This window comes from Methanosarcina thermophila TM-1 (assembly GCF_000969885.1).
GTDB classification, from domain to species: domain Archaea; phylum Halobacteriota; class Methanosarcinia; order Methanosarcinales; family Methanosarcinaceae; genus Methanosarcina; species Methanosarcina thermophila.
Genome location: NZ_CP009501.1, coordinates 3,055,425 through 3,070,475, shown reverse-complemented (window position 1 = coordinate 3,070,475; position 15,051 = coordinate 3,055,425). Strand labels below are relative to the sequence as shown.

Annotated in this window: 12 protein-coding genes and 3 tRNA genes; 9 read left to right on the top strand and 6 right to left on the bottom strand. The window is 39.9% G+C overall.

Going from position 1 to position 15,051, the window contains the following annotated elements; genetic code table 11:
* Nucleotides 1-345: 345 nt before the first annotated feature.
* Nucleotides 346-1,920 carry a hypothetical protein gene (locus tag MSTHT_RS13380; RefSeq protein ID WP_052721898.1) on the top strand — a complete coding sequence of 525 codons (1,575 nt, stop codon included), beginning with the start codon at nt 346-348 and terminating at the stop codon, nt 1,918-1,920.
* Nucleotides 1,921-2,136: 216 nt separating this feature from the next.
* On the opposite strand, the gene hdrB is transcribed toward MSTHT_RS13380, so the two are convergent.
* From hdrB to hdrA, 3 genes are read right to left on the bottom strand one after another with little or no spacing between them, the layout of a single operon-like run.
* On the bottom strand, nt 2,137-3,081 hold the full coding sequence (gene hdrB / locus MSTHT_RS13375) for a ferredoxin:CoB-CoM heterodisulfide reductase subunit HdrB (RefSeq protein ID WP_048168208.1): 945 nt from the start codon (nt 3,079-3,081) through the stop codon (nt 2,137-2,139).
* A complete protein-coding gene (gene hdrC, locus MSTHT_RS13370) occupies nt 3,035-3,745 on the bottom strand; it encodes a ferredoxin:CoB-CoM heterodisulfide reductase subunit HdrC (protein ID WP_048168207.1) in 711 nt (236 codons plus the stop codon). Before hdrC ends, hdrB begins: the two co-directional genes overlap by 47 nt.
* On the bottom strand, nt 3,742-6,153 hold the full coding sequence (gene hdrA / locus MSTHT_RS13365) for a ferredoxin:CoB-CoM heterodisulfide reductase subunit HdrA (protein ID WP_048168206.1): 2,412 nt from the start codon (nt 6,151-6,153) through the stop codon (nt 3,742-3,744). The genes hdrC and hdrA overlap by 4 nt, the downstream gene beginning before the upstream one ends.
* A gap of 512 nt (nt 6,154-6,665) precedes the next feature.
* On the opposite strand from hdrA, the gene MSTHT_RS13360 reads away from it, so the two are divergent.
* Nucleotides 6,666-7,067: a transcriptional regulator gene (locus MSTHT_RS13360; RefSeq protein ID WP_048168205.1), complete on the top strand. Its 402-nt coding sequence runs from the start codon at nt 6,666-6,668 to the stop codon at nt 7,065-7,067.
* Nucleotides 7,068-8,012: 945 nt separating this feature from the next.
* On the opposite strand, the gene MSTHT_RS13350 is transcribed toward MSTHT_RS13360, so the two are convergent.
* Nucleotides 8,013-8,089, bottom strand: a tRNA-Ile gene (locus tag MSTHT_RS13350).
* Between the two features lie 61 nt (nt 8,090-8,150).
* A tRNA-Ile gene (locus MSTHT_RS13345) sits at nt 8,151-8,227 on the bottom strand.
* 223 nt (nt 8,228-8,450) lie between these two features.
* Between MSTHT_RS13345 and MSTHT_RS13340 the strand changes: the two genes are divergently transcribed.
* Both MSTHT_RS13340 and MSTHT_RS13335 read left to right on the top strand, forming a co-directional pair.
* Nucleotides 8,451-8,522, top strand: a tRNA-Ala gene (locus MSTHT_RS13340).
* Between the two features lie 323 nt (nt 8,523-8,845).
* Complete coding sequence (locus MSTHT_RS13335; RefSeq protein ID WP_048168203.1) at nt 8,846-10,210, top strand: NAD-dependent succinate-semialdehyde dehydrogenase; 1,365 nt, start codon at nt 8,846-8,848, stop codon at nt 10,208-10,210.
* A 313-nt stretch (nt 10,211-10,523) separates the two neighbouring features.
* Here the strand turns inward: MSTHT_RS13335 and MSTHT_RS13330 are convergent, their stop codons facing one another.
* Nucleotides 10,524-11,048, bottom strand: a complete 525-nt coding sequence (locus MSTHT_RS13330; RefSeq protein ID WP_048168202.1) for a hypothetical protein — start codon at nt 11,046-11,048, stop codon at nt 10,524-10,526.
* A 387-nt stretch (nt 11,049-11,435) separates the two neighbouring features.
* Here MSTHT_RS13330 and MSTHT_RS13325 point away from each other — a divergent pair, with 387 nt between their 5' ends.
* From MSTHT_RS13325 to MSTHT_RS13305, 5 genes are all read left to right on the top strand, one after another.
* Nucleotides 11,436-12,095, top strand: coding sequence for an SdpI family protein (locus MSTHT_RS13325; protein ID WP_048168201.1), 660 nt, complete (start codon nt 11,436-11,438; stop codon nt 12,093-12,095).
* A gap of 119 nt (nt 12,096-12,214) precedes the next feature.
* Complete coding sequence (locus MSTHT_RS13320) at nt 12,215-12,694, top strand: FKBP-type peptidyl-prolyl cis-trans isomerase (RefSeq protein ID WP_048168610.1); 480 nt, start codon at nt 12,215-12,217, stop codon at nt 12,692-12,694.
* A gap of 124 nt (nt 12,695-12,818) precedes the next feature.
* Nucleotides 12,819-13,289, top strand: a complete 471-nt coding sequence (locus tag MSTHT_RS13315) for an FKBP-type peptidyl-prolyl cis-trans isomerase (RefSeq protein ID WP_048168200.1) — start codon at nt 12,819-12,821, stop codon at nt 13,287-13,289.
* Between the two features lie 30 nt (nt 13,290-13,319).
* Entirely contained in the window at nt 13,320-13,736 is a 417-nt protein-coding gene (locus MSTHT_RS13310; RefSeq protein WP_048168199.1) for an OB-fold nucleic acid binding domain-containing protein, read from the top strand.
* Nucleotides 13,737-13,871: 135 nt separating this feature from the next.
* Entirely contained in the window at nt 13,872-15,050 is a 1,179-nt protein-coding gene (locus MSTHT_RS13305; RefSeq protein ID WP_048168198.1) for a nucleotidyltransferase family protein, read from the top strand.
* Nucleotide 15,051: the final 1 nt, after the last annotated feature.

The following is a 15,051-nucleotide window of genomic DNA, read 5'->3' as shown; positions in this document are numbered from 1 at the left end:
TATAATTAAATATATATACTTAATGGCTTTAAAGCTGAAAACTTCATTAACAGTCTTTAATCAAGAAAGCACGGAGAATTATTAAACTTAAGAAGATAGTGAATCAAAAACATGAAGAAATAAAATGGATTTCTTTTTCCTTCTTTATAATATTACACATTTTGATTTAAAAATTAGATCTAAAATTATTTTTTAATTTTTTTCTAGAATTGATCTTTATAAATCAATTCTTTAGTTTTCAGTTAATATTATACAATCTACTTTCGCATAATTTACATTTATATACATGTTATATAACACATAAGAAGGATGTAAACTGTTAAATTAAATATAGGAGGGCTTTAAATGAAATTTAAATGTTGCTTAACTTTCTGTTACTTTATATTCTTGATTTTGTGTACAGGTACTGCTTTATCAGCTTCTGTAGCGCCTGAGGAAGAGTGGAACTGGACATATGAAGGTTACGAAGGCGGATATCATGAGCTTGCATACGCTGTCCAGGAAACCAGAGATGGTGGATACATTCTGGCAGGGGAAAGTTGGGTTGAATATGGAGACGAGAGTGCACGGCTGACAAAATTTGACTCCAAAGGAAAAGTGGAGTGGTCCAAAGACTTTTTCAATGGATCGACGCACCTTTATACCGAAAATTGTCTTCAGCAAACCATAGATGGAGGATATGTGCTTGCCGGAAATATCGTAACTCATGACGAATTAGATTGGTATAACTCCTCCTCCTATCCCTGGCTGGCAAAAGCTGATTCCAATGGAAAAGAAGAATGGGAAAGAACCTTTGGTGATGGAGAGGGTGGCAATGCAGAGGCGATCCAAAAAACCGATGATGGTGGATATATAATAATTGGACATATCGATCTCGGCGATAAGTATATCCCTAACTATTTAATAAAAACGGACTCAAGAGGAATTGAAGAATGGAACAAGACACTGGGATATTCATCGGATTCAATCTACAATATCCAAAAAACTGAGGATGGCGGCTTTATTCTTGCAGGCGCGAGGAGTTATCAAGATGAGACAGGCTCTAGTGATACAAAATTCTTGCTGATCAAAACAGATTCAGATATAAATGAAGAATGGAATAAAACATTTGAACGGATAGATATAGCACCTTATTACCATAGATATATAGCCTTAAGTAGTACTGCAGATGGAGGGTGTATACTGGCAGGAACCGCAGTTGATGCCAATGGTAACGAAAATGCAGTATTGATGAAGATAGATTCTGATGGGAATCAAGAATGGAAAAGAACCTTTGGAGGGGGAAATAAAATCCAGGTGCTTTCTGTCAAGTCAACAAGTGATGGGGGATATGTATTAGGTGGTGAAATAATATGTGATGGCGTGCTTTCAGAACGTGGTTATTTTGAACCCTCCGCTGCCTTGCTGATTAAAACCGACTCCAATGGGAATGAAGAATGGAATATGACAATTGAGAGCCCGACTGATAACGATGAAAATACTCAGGAACGGGTTACTTCAGTTCAGGAAACCAGTGATAAAGGATACATATTGGCAGGAGAAACATACTATTTTGACAGGTCGAGGACCGATGCCTGGCTGATTAAGTTAAGTGGAGAGAAAAATGAGACTGACGGAAAGGAAAATGAAACATATGAAAATAAAACATGTGAAGAAAAAAATGAGGGAACTGAAGTTCATGAACTCCAGAGATGCATAAACAGCCTGAAAATTACAGACAACAATACTAGCTCTCTCAATAATAGAGTAGAAGAAATATCCTGCCACATAGTAAATGGAGAAGAAGAAAAAGCTGTCTGTAAACTCGAAAAGCTAATCGAGTTAATTAATGAAATGAGCAGACGCTGCGAGCTGAACAGCAATCAAGCTACCATATTAATAGAAAAAGCTCAAAAAGCTATAGAGTCTATTGAAAGTTAAAGGAAATTCGGATTAAGGCAGAACTTTGGAGACAGAGCGAGGCCATGAGAAAGGGTAAAACCTTAGATAGAAGGAAAATCCCAGGGAGAAGCACTTAAAAATTGTAAAATTGGCTAACTAGAAAAACGGAACTTTTATTTTTTATTTTTATTTAAATCCAGAAGACCCTAAAAAAGTAAGAAAGTAATATAGATTTAACATCAAAACCTGGATTTTTCAGATTATCCCGTGTATTTCCAGGAATTCCTCAAGAGGCACGGAATGAGTCTGGAAGCCGCACACTTTGTAGGGGTCAGCACCCATAGAAAGTGCTACGAACTGGGCAATATTCATGTGAACCATATCATACTTTACGTCAAACTCTTCCTCAATAACAGGCTGGTAGCGGTCATACTGGATATGGCAGTTCGGGCACATGTGGATCATAAGTTCCACACCTGCTTTCTGTAGGCTATCGAGTTTTGTCTTTGTCACCTGAAGCGAGGTGTCTTTGTTGAGGTGGAGTTGGGAAAAGCCCATCCCGCAAGTAAGAGTGCGGTCTTCGTACCAGCGCACAGGATCGGCTCCACAGACTGCAGCTATGGTATCTATTAACTGGGGATTTTCAGGATTTCCGAGGACATCGAGATACTTAACTTTATAATAGTGGCAAGCATGGTGGGCTGCAGCTTTGGTCCCTGAGAAATCGAATTTCTTCTGCTTCTTGATCTCGTTGACTTTGCTTAAGAGAATCTCTACTGCATGGTAGAAGTTAGTCCTCGGGTTCATGTCGTCTTTTTCGTAAACAAGATTTTCAAGACCCTGTTCCCTGAAGATAGCGTTAATTCTTTCCCGCACTTCGGTGTTGGTATTAAGAACTTCACACGCCTCCTTGTTTATGGCATAACAGGTTGAACAGAGGCAAGTTATATTGGGATAGCCGCATCTTCTTGCGACTGCGAAGTTTCGGGCTGCAATAGCTATTGTTGTCAGTCCCTCAAAGATGTCAGTATAATGTCCTATTCCTGTGCAGCAGGACTGCTCATCGTTAATACAGTAATCTACTCCAATCCTGTCAAACACATAACGGGTTGAGGTCTCCACTCCTGGATACTCCTGCCCGACCATGCAGCTTTTAAATAGTAAAAGCTGGCTGTCCGGGATACTCTCTATCGCTTTCAAAGCCGAAGTCTCCGCTTTTATTTTCATTTTTGATACATTTATTCTTCAGGAGCTGATGCGAACCTTTTTCCTGTATTTTTGCTTTGACCCATTTTTCCCTTTCAAAATAGCCTGTAGCTTCAAGAATAGCCTGAACTTCTCCATGGGTATTCCTTACATCCCTGGAACTGAGCCCAAGTTCAACGCGGGTTGATTCAAGATTTTTCTTAATCCTTATCCAGCGCTCCCCAAGGTCTCTTTCCATATTCTTAATTCCGGCTCCTGGTACTTTGCTGGCTCCATTTTCTGCAAGATATTCTCCTATCTCAAGGAAATAAACAAGCTTTTCAACTCCTATACCATTGTTAACAGCTATCTGCCTCAGCACCTGCACAATTGTTACAGGGCTGTTATTTCTGGGACAGCGCAGGTTGCAGGAATAGCAATAGAAGCAGGACCAGATCATTTCGGACTCAAGCACACTCCGATCATTTTCCAGCACCTTTTTCACAATCTGACGCGGACTGTAGTCGGTAAAGCGAGCTGCAGGACAGGAAGCCGTGCAGGCTCCGCATTGTATACAGCGGTCAAGCCCCAGAGAGGCAGGTGTCCGGATGCTCTTCTTTGCGGTTTCTGCAAGAGTATTACATTCCGGTGTATCATACTCGTTTACATATTGAATCATTGTATCATCTCCTCCCCTTCCCTGGCAAGGCTGGTAAAAGTGCCTGCTAACCCCTTTGTATCTGGAACATAAGCTTTCTTGAAATAGATCCGCTTTCCTGAATCTCCAATTTCTTCTTTCATTTTCTCGAAATGGCGGACAGTTAAAGGATATATAATCTCGGCTCTCGGGCTGTCTGGAGGATCCTCAATAAACAGGACAGCCGATGCCCCGCATTTGAAAGCATGAAGCAACAGTTCTTTGTCAACTACAAGGTTTGTTGGTACCTTAATTAACTTGACATTTGAAGGATAGTTCAGGGCACTATTTCCGATATTGTCACAGGTCAAGGATGCAATCCCGCTGTTTACAAAGCCTAGCAGGTCTCCTTGACTTATTACACCCTCAATTTCGGCTTTTAGCTGGCTTTTTGTAAAACCTGCAATCTGGATAGCTCCACTCGGACAGAGCCCTGTACAGTAACCGCATCCCGTACAGGAAAGCGGGTCTACAGTAACCTTTCCACTCTCATTTATGTAGAAAGCCTCGAACGGGCATCTGAGGCATTCCTTACACTGAGTACATAGAAGCGGGTTGATAATCGGAATTTCATTGATCAAAGTTTTTGGACTGTCTGCAATAAATGCCCTTCCCCTTGCCGCCGCAAGCCCTGCCTGGGAAATCGTATCTGTAATATCCTTGGGGCTCTGAGCAGTGCCGCAGACAAAAATCCCATCAAGTGAGCTGTCTACAGGTCTCAGTTTTGAATGCCTTTCCTTGATAAAACCGCTTTCATCCTGGCTGATATTCAGTACACTGGCAATTTTTCTGGTTCTTTTAGAAGGAACCATAGCTGCAGATAGTACAACGAGGTCGGCAGGGAGTTCTTTTATTTGCTGGGATAAGGTATCTTCAAGTTTAACTACAAGGCTCTTATCCTGCTTTTCCACAATTTCAGCTGGTCTTCCCCTTACAAATCTGACACCCATGTCCTGAACTGCCCTATAGTAGTTCTCGTAAAAGCCAAGCGCCCTCAAATCAATATAGCAAATTGTGATCTCAGTACCCGGGTATTTTTTCATTATAAGGTTGGAGTGCTTCAGAGCTGCCATGCAGCAGTATTTGGAGCAGTAGCGGTTGCCACCTTCTTTTTCGTCCCGTGAGCCCACGCACTGGATCATAACTATTCTTTTCGGAGTTCCTGAATTCTCATCAGAAGAATTCTCAGATGAACTTTCGTTCCCACAGATACCTGTTGAGCTGACAGTATCAGGGTAAAAGCTGAAATCCGAAGGTCTGAGCAGTGCCCCTTTTGTAGGACCATTGATCCCAAGCATTCTGGCAAGTTCCATCTGGGTAATTACGTTTTTGAATATCCCATATCCGTACTGGGGTTTCTGGGATGCGTCATACTCTTCAAATCCTGTAGCAACAATAATTGCACCAACATTGAGCTCAATAATCTCCTCCTTTTGCGAAAAGTCAATTGCTCCGGATTTGCAGGCTTCCTCACATTTTCCACACGTTTTGCCACTTAACTGCAGACAGTGATCCGGGTCTATGCAGTAAGTCTTTGGGACGGATTGTGAGAAACGCAGGGAAATTGCTTTTTTGTCCATATGCCCGCAGTTGAACTCATTTTCAACCAGAACAGGACACACCCGACTGCACCGTCCACATCCCGTACAGTTGTCATGAACATATCTGGGTTTTTTCCTTAACCTGACTGTAAAGTTGCCAGCACTTCCATGTAAGTGTTCTACTTCAGTCAAGGTCAGGAGAGTTATTTTTGGATTAGCCACTACCTCATTCATCAACGGGCTTAAGGAGCACATTGCGCACTCTTCTGCAAGCTTGTCAGGAGAAAAGACCTTGCCTATTTTTGCCATATTCCCACCGATACTGGAATCTTTCTCAACAAGGTAGGTGGAAATTCCATTGTCTGCGAGGTTCAGTGCTGCGGTTATCCCTGCAATCCCTCCGCCGATGACAAGAGCCTGCGGGACGATATCTACTTTTATTTCTTCAAGAGGCTCAAGTTTTTCCAGGCGTTTGAGTTTCCCGCGAATAAGTGAGAGAGCTTTTTCAGTGGCCTCGGCTTTATCTGGATGTACCCAGGCACAGTGCTCCCTGAGGTTTGCAATCTCGAGCATTGCACGATTCAAACCTGCCTCCTGAATGCACTTTTTAAACAGTGTACCGTGTTTTGAAGGAGTACACGAACCAATTACTACCCGGTCAAGTTTCCCTTCAGAAATTTTATTTTTGATAAGGGTCTGTCCTTCTCTCGAACAGAGATACTCGTAATCGAAGACCGGAATCCCTTCTGCCTTAAGGGTCTTCTTAATAGAATCAATTTCGATATGTTCGGAAATATTCCCACTGCAATGGCAGATAAATACAGCAGTTTTATCCAGACAAGGGTTCATTACACTAAACTTTTAGGAATCGGTATTTAAGATTTGCCAGAATAACCATATCAATGTCACAATAAGGTGAAAACATGAGTTTTGTCTGCAAAAATGGGATAAATTCTGAGAAAAAACGGTCTTTGACCTTCCATTTATTAAATTAATTATATAATTCATTCACTCAGCAAAATAAGAATGTTACGAAGTTGACACTTACTATAAAATATTACAATTCTGTAAATTGGGACTTTCTGTGCATAAAAGAATAGAATGTATTATTGTCAGGAAGTTTTTATACGCATATAATTATATATAAGGAGAAAGTATTATTATTTAAATCAAATGAGAAAAACAGATTTTATTAGATACTCCGCAGATCCGAAACTCATATAAATAGAAATATATTTAATAAGGGCAATAAAAGATAGTAAAAATAACATATCTAAAATAATATGTTTCTATTACTGATAATACCGGACAAGAAAGGTATTTGAAGCGCTTACAAGCTTCTCTTCCGGTATAAATGGTAGATGATAATTGTGGCAGATAATGAGTTTACATCAGAGGACAATGAATTTAAGATGGGAGAGGTTGAATATGAGATGGTAGAGCTTTTAAGAAAGCTTAATGTCAGCAGACCAGTAGCTCTAACCCTCGCATGCCTTTCCAAAGGGGAGGAGATTTCTTCCCAGTGTATCGAGATGGTATCAGGTTTGAGGCAGCCAGAAGTTAGCATTGCAATGCGCTATCTTCGTGAAAATGACTGGGTAGATATGCGGGAAGAAAAGAAGAACCAGGGCAAAGGCAGACCTATCAAGTTGTATAAACTAACGGTCCAGATGGAAACGATTATCAACGCAATAGAAGAAAACATAATGGCTGAAAGTAAGGCAGTACTTCAGAATATAGAGCGCCTTAAGAGTCTTTCCTGAGATCAACTGAAAATTGAGATATAATAGATGTTTTAACAGATGTTTTCTGTAAACCTTCAAAAACTAATTATGATATTTGAGTCTGGGTTTTATAACCCGGAAACGACCTCTTATAGCCTACGTAGGTATTAAACCGTTTATAGACCTCCCGCACTCACCTAGAACTATATTGCTCATTATCCTTTCTTATAAAATCTTTTTTCCCTCCATATGGTATTAATTTTTTCATCCAGGTATGAACTCGAGAAGGATAGAGGGGGTAAAATTTCTCGAATAGAGGATTAAGAATACAAAGTATACCGGGAAGAAACATCTTAATAGAGATAAAGAGGGCATCTTGAAAACTTGATGAGCTTTTTCTTAAAGAGTATGCTATAACTTCTTTTTTACAGTATAATAAATTTAGGAAAATTAGTGAAGTAAAAAGCATTTAAACTACCTCAAGCCTTCCTGAAAGCATAAGCTTTCTTTTTTGATGTTAGAGTCTCAAAGCTGAGAGTGTAGAGAACCCTTAGTGGATAAGGAACATTACAAAACTCTTAAAATATATAGTTTCAGAAAATAAAAAATATCGAGTTTTGCCGAAACGAATAAACAGCATCATTCGACCCTTTTAGAATAAGTGAATATTAAAAGTCGTGCTCAGAAAAATTGAGCGCCTGAAACACATTGTCTGAAATTCTTCAAGGGAATTACCCACTCAAACTTTCCCTGGATCAAACTTTTCCCTGATCAAACTTTTCCCTGATCAAACTTTTCCCTGATCAAACTTTTCTGTTGCACTCCAGATTTATTAAACAAACCTTTGGAATTTTATTGTTGCTTGCGGCGTCTTTAAACTCATTTATACTCAATCTGAGGCTCTTTTTAGAAACAGGATAAAGATGCCAAAAACGAATAAAAAGATGGATAAAGATTCAAAAAAAGATGGATATTCAAAAAATCTGGTGGGCCCGCTGCGATTCGAACGCAGGACCTCACGGTTATCAGCCGTGCGCTCCGCCAGGCTAAGCTACGGGCCCCAAATGGAGAACGAATACTATTGTAAAAACCTGAAATTTTCCTGAAAAAGGATATTGAATTTGGTGGGCCCGCTGCGATTCGAACGCAGGACCTCACGGTTATCAGCCGTGCGCTCCGCCAGGCTAAGCTACGGGCCCCAAATGGCAGGTTTTTTAGAATTATCGAAGTTGAAAGCTTTTTCGGGAAAGCATCCCAATCCGACAACACTTCTAATACTCAATTTACTACTTATAGCTTTTGCTTGGAGATTTTAAATTTCTAAACTCCAAAAGTTTATTTACAATACGCCGAGCTTAATTAGCGACAGGTTTATATAAGATACCGAGTGTATGAGGGTTGCTGATTAAGCAAGTCTTACATGGGCCGGTAGATCAGGGGAAGATCGCTACCTTGGCATGGTAGAGGCCTCGGGTTCAAATCCCGACCGGTCCACTTAATATTTTTAATACTCCTGATCAATACTACTCTTTTCTACCTTTTTCTACTCTTTTCTACTCTATTCTACTTTTTCATACCCTTTTCTACTCTTTCCAAAATTGCCTTCTGGATCTATTCATACTTTGCAAATAGAGCGTATCAGAAGTTTCCCCTCAAAATGTCTTTTTTGCTCAGTGCGCGCGCACCATATATATTTTTTATACAATAGATTTTATATATCTCATGGCTTCTTGGGAGTAAAGCCTTGAGAGATATAAAATTTACAAAATTTCGTCTGTTAAATTTTAACCAGAATCTAATATTTGCGGGGGTATGCTGTGGTACTAAAATCAATCAATCCATATACTGAAGAAGTAAATTGGGAATATGATACATTTTCATTTGAGGAATGTGAAGCCCATATTAAAAAATCACGGGAATCTTTCCTAGAGTGGAGTTCCCTGTCTGTTGAAGAGAGGACAAAGTATCTTGCAAAGGCTGCAGAAGTGCTCAGGAAAAATTTTGATTTTTATGCCGAGATTATTACAAAGGAAATGGGGAAGCCAATAAAGCAGTCGAGAGCCGAAGTTCAGAAATGTGCCCAGGTCTGTGATTATTATGCTGAAAATGCTGTAGAATTTTTGAAAGACGAACTCGTTGATACAGGGGTTGAAAAGAGTTATGTAACTTTTGAGCCTCTGGGAGTGATTTTCGGAATAATGCCCTGGAATTTTCCGTTCTGGCAGGTATTCAAATTTGCAATCTCCGCAATGTGCGCAGGGAATGTCTGTGTGCTTAAACATGCTTCAAACGTGCCAAGATCTGCTATAGAGGTCGAAAAAGTTTTCTTAAAGGCTGGATTTCCTGAGTATGTCTTTAAGACCCTGTTGATCGACTCCAAAACTGCAATGGATATTATTAAAGAGGATATGGTAGATGGGATTTCACTTACTGGCGGTATAAATACTGGTTCTAGAATTGGAGAACTGGCTGGAAGGTTCATCAAGCCAATTGTGATGGAACTTGGAGGTTCAGACCCATTTATAGTACTTGAGGATGCTGATATTGAAAAAACTGCTCAGGTTGCTGCAAAGTCTAGATTTCGTAATACAGGACAGGGCTGTAATGCTGCCAAGAGGTTTATTGTACTGGAAAGTATCGCTGACGATTTTACGAAGGCATTTGAACAGGAAGTAAATAAATTGAAAGTTGGAGACCCCATGGATGAAGAGACTGACATCGGTCCTGTTGCAAAGAGGGAACTTCTTGAAGAACTCGAAGCGTTTATTGAGGATGCGGTAAAAAAAGGAGCAAAACCCTTTATTTGTGGAGAAGATTGTGAAAAAGGCTTTTTCTTTAAACCAACCATTATACATGCAGCCAGTCCTGATATGGATGTGTGCAATGTGGAGGTCTTCGGACCTATTGCACCGATAATTACTGTGAAGGATGAGGAGGAAGCAGTAAAAGTTGCAAACTCCACCGAATTAGGGCTTGGAGCTCAAGTATGGTCAAGAGACCTCGATAGAGCTGAAAAACTGGCAAGAAGAATAAAAGCTGGATTTGCAGCAGTTAACGGAATGGTGAGATCTGATCCAAGGCTTCCTTTTGGCGGGATTAAAAAATCTGGTGTTGGTAGAGAACTCTCTCATTATGGGCTCAAACAGTTCACTAATATAAAGGCTATGGTGGTCAATAAGTGACGCCATTTTCCGACAGCTTCATTTTATCCATTAGCAAAGAAAAGAAATAAAAACAAAAACAGAATGCTGCAAGCTAAATGGTAACTGCTAACCAGCGAAATATTTTTCAGTGATTCTTAATATAAAACAGACTTTTATTTTAATATAGATATTTTATTTTAATATGTGTATTTTAATATGTGTAAATTTTTACGTGTTTTGATCAATATATTAATTTTTTATTTGAAAGAGTAATAAAAGAAGGAAGTAGAAGACTATTTAGGTTTTTTCAGAAGTAAATCCAATATATACAAAACATAAAACTACTGTAAACTCAATTGCAAATGCCCCTTTCAAGCAGTTCCCTTTTCCCGATAGTATCTTCTCCCCAGATTTGTTTCACTTCGTCGCTCCACTGGAGTTTATATTCTCCTATCATGGACTTTGGGATTGCAAAAACGTTTGCTCGCGAGGTTCTGGAAACCACGGATTTTGACAATTTATACTTATTTGATTTCGCATCGTATACCATCTGGGAATCAAGCCCAATAGAACTCAATTTCTCAGAAAATTTACAGTTAAACCGGTTTGATTTTTCATCTATCTCTTTCCCCCGCCTCCTCTTTCTTTTTTCTAATTTAATTTCTTCTTTTCTTATGTCTTCGAGATACCACAAACTTCTCTCAATCTCGCTTTTAAAAACAATCATATGCCATTTCAAAGACAGAGGATAAGGTTTTCTTAAAAGTTCCTGTAATTCCACAATCAGATCATAATCATCTGTTGTACTTTCAATTTCTTCCATTATTCTTTTCATTCTTGCCAGATTTGCCTTCTGCCTCTCCCGACTTGTTGCCATAACTTCCCGCCACATAGTAATTTTGTTTATACTGTATATGTCGTAGTATTTTAACTCTTCGTTTATGGGGAATAAAAACAAAAAGTAGTCAGAAAATAGACATCTCTTATTATAGTACAGCAAAAGTAAATTCGTATAAATTTTTATAATTCAGAAATCTAAAGCGATTTAAAGAACAATTAAGCATAAATTTTTAAATGACAGACAACTGTGAAATTTTATGCTACCGGATTTAAGATCTCTTACGCAACAGTAAAACCTCAAAATATTTTAGGTTCTCAAATATTCAATAACATTCATTTATATTTCCGACAGCGTATTTCCAGATGTCTGCAGCATACTCAAGTTCCCAATTTTTTAAATAATTTAAAAATCTTAATAGCTTCTATGCGTAAAGCCACAGCTATAGTCTCAGGACTTATCCTCCTTTCTTATATAGTTTCAATTTATTTTTATCCGCATGTGTCTGACCCGATGGCAACCCACTGGAACTTCAAGGGAGAGGTCGATGGATATATGTCAAGATTCTGGGGAGTTTTCTTCATGCCTTTATTGATCACAGGGCTTGCAGTATTGTTCCTGGCAATTCCCAGAATCGATCCGATGAGAGAGAATATAACTAAATTCAGAAAGTATTATGACGAATTTATAATTATTTTGGTTCTCTTTATGCTTGCCGTCCATCTACAGATGCTGCTCTGGAATACAGGCATCCAGATTAGCCCGAATGAAGTAATTCCCATTGGAATAGGGCTTCTGTTTTACTACATAGGAATCCTTATGGAAAATGCGGAGAGAAACTGGTTCATCGGCATAAGGACTCCCTGGACTCTCAGCAGCGACAGGGTCTGGAGGAAGACTAACCGGATTGGAGGAAAGCTGTTCAGGATTGCAGGAGCAGTTGCTGTGCTGGGAATTTTTTTCCATGAGCTTGCATTCTTTTTCATTCTCGTGCCTGCACTCTTTAATGCGGGGTTCACGGCTGTTTATTCATACCTTGAATATCAAAAAGAACTGAAAGAGACGAGATCTCCGATTAAAACCTGAGAAAGAGAACTTCAGGATTATTGTGTTTACCACTCCTGGAATTCTTTTTTAATCAATTTTTGACTTTTATTTTATCAGCACGTTTATCTAGTATGTTTTCGTTTGTTTTATTGATTCTTATGGCTGAAGATATACCAAAAGAGACCAGCAAAACAATTGAGAAGGGGGACACCATCTCGGTTGATTATGTTGGAAGACTTGAAGATGGCACAATTTTCGATACTTCCATAAAGGAAGCAGCTATAGATGCAGGGATATACAACCAGATGAGAGAGTATAAACCCCTCACATTCACGGTCGGCGCAGGCCAGATGATAAAGGGGTTTGATGAGGGGGTTATCGGGATGAAAAAGGGAGAAGAAAAGACTATTACAATCCCGCCTGAAGAAGCATATGGGGAATACAGAGAGGAGTTTGCAAGAGAGTTGTCTGTTGATACTGTGGATTTTACTCCTGAGATCGGAATGCGGCTGGCTACGGACAGTGGTCTGACTGGCACAGTCACAGAAGTCAGCAATAACAGCTTTGTTGTAGATTTCAACCACCCGCTTGCAGGCAAAACCCTGATTTTTGATATAAAACTCGTCTCAATAGAATAAATTTAAGTTCCTGAAAGTCAAATTGAGAATTGTAACATTTTTTCAAAATGTGCATCCTTTCGGTATCCTGGCAGATTTTGAAACGGCAGAATACCGGAAGGAGAATGCATAGGAGAAAGGGAAAATGGAAAATTCTCGCACTGTAAAAAAAGGAGACTATATTCTTATTGACTACACTGGAAAACTCGAAGATGGAACGGTATTCGATACCACTTCTAAGGAAAAAGCCCTCGAAGCAGGCATATATGACGAAAAAAAGGATTATAGACCTTTGTTTTTCCGGGTGGATGCACGCCAGGTAATAAAAGGTATCGATCAGGGTGTACTTGGAATGAAAGAGGGGGAAGAAAAAACCCTTATAATCCCGCCTGAAGATGCCTATGGAGAATATAAGGATTATCTTGTCCAGACGATACCTCTGGTAAGGCTTGAACTCCAGACCCCTCCTAAGCCGGGAGAGAAAATCACAACACCTGGCGGCAGAGAAGTCAGAGTGCTCAACTCCACGGAAACTGCTGCCACCCTGGATTTTAACCATGAACTTGCAGGCAAAACCCTGATCCTTAAGATAAAACTTGTCTCGATTGTAAAATAATTCCAGAGCCCGGAGATGCAGGGATAAAGTATGGAAAAAGAAGAAAAAGTTATGGTACTGCTTTTATTTATGACACTGACTTCTCTTATGACAGCTTATCTCTGCTTCGGACCGGAAATTACAGCGTCTGGACAGGAATCAGGGAAAGAAATCAAGCAGTACAGCAGGGAATCTGGTGTAGGAGACAAGGTATTCCTTGAAGCCGAAGTTCTGAGCAAACGTTTTACTTATACAGGCGGACACCTGCTTTTACAGGTAGACTGCGACTCCGAAGTCCTGAGCGTTTTTATCCCGAAGACCGCAGGTGCAGACGCCCTAAATATGTCAATCCAGGAAGGAGATTTTATAGGTTTAACGGGTACAGTCTCAGAATATAAAGGGAAAAGAGAAATCACGGTGGAAAGAAAAGAAGATATTCTTTTGAGTGATGATTATTCTACGAAATGATTACCACCCTTCTTCGATGTGATTACCTTTTTCTTTAAATAGTATTATCTTGAGTAATCATTATCAATAACTTTTCAGATAAAGATAACAGTCTATTGTAAATAATATATTCATACAGGAACATATGGGAAAAATATGAAAGCGTGTATCATGTGCGGCGGGGCAGGGACAAGACTCAGGCCATTGACATTCAAGCACCCTAAACCGAGCATACCAATCCTTAATAAGCCGTCAGTCCTGCATCTGATAGAGCATCTTTCAAGAGAAGGGTTCAATGAAATAGTTATAACCCTGGGATATATGGGAGAACTCATAGAAGAGCAACTCGGGGACGGGCATATGTTTGGCGTACATATCGATTATGTGTACGAGAGGGAAAAGCTCGGAACAGCAGGGGGAGTAAAAAATGCCGAAGCATACCTGAAAGATGAACCATTTATTGTACTTGGGGGAGATCATGTTCTCAACCTTAACCTAAGAGAGATGTACCGTTTTCATGAATCGAACGATGCTCCGGTAACTATAGGGCTTATTTCGATAGACGATCCGAGAGAATTCGGAATTGCGGATATGGATATAAATAATCGGATTCGTCGTTTCCTGGAAAAACCAAAAGCAGGTCAGATATTCAGCAACCTTGCGAGTACAGGAATATACGTTTGTGATCCTTTGATTTTTGAATGGATCCCCAGACACAGAAAATTCGACTTCGCAAAAGACCTCTTTCCCTGGATGCTTGAAGCCGGCAAGAAAATCAACGGCGTGCTTGTGCGGGGGCAATGGACTGATGTCGGAAGTTCAGCAGCTTACAGGCAGGCACAGCGCTGGATGCTCGATGCCCTTCCCGGAACGACAATCGAAGGGCATTTCACGACCCGGAACGCAAGAATAAGAGGTCCTCTCTCCATAGGAAACAACGTGTGCATAGGTTCGAATTCTTCCCTTGTGGGACCAATAGTCATAGGGGAAAATACAATTATAGGCGACAATGTTCTCATTGGACCTTACAGTGTTATAGGCTCAAATTGTATTATAGAGGATAACGCAAAGATTCTCTCATCATATCTATTCGATAATGTGTCCATAGGAAAGGATTCCAATATTTCAGGCGGGGTGGTAGCAGACGAAACCGTAATTGGAGACCACTGTTTCCTTGAAAACGGAACTGTTATTGGGCATAAAGTAATCATTGGAAACAATTCAACAATACACTCAGGGGTTAAGGTTTGGCCTGAAGTCACTATAGGAGAAAACTCAAACATAAAGGATATCGTAATTAACCCCGATTATGATACCGCACATGATGGCTCGTAAG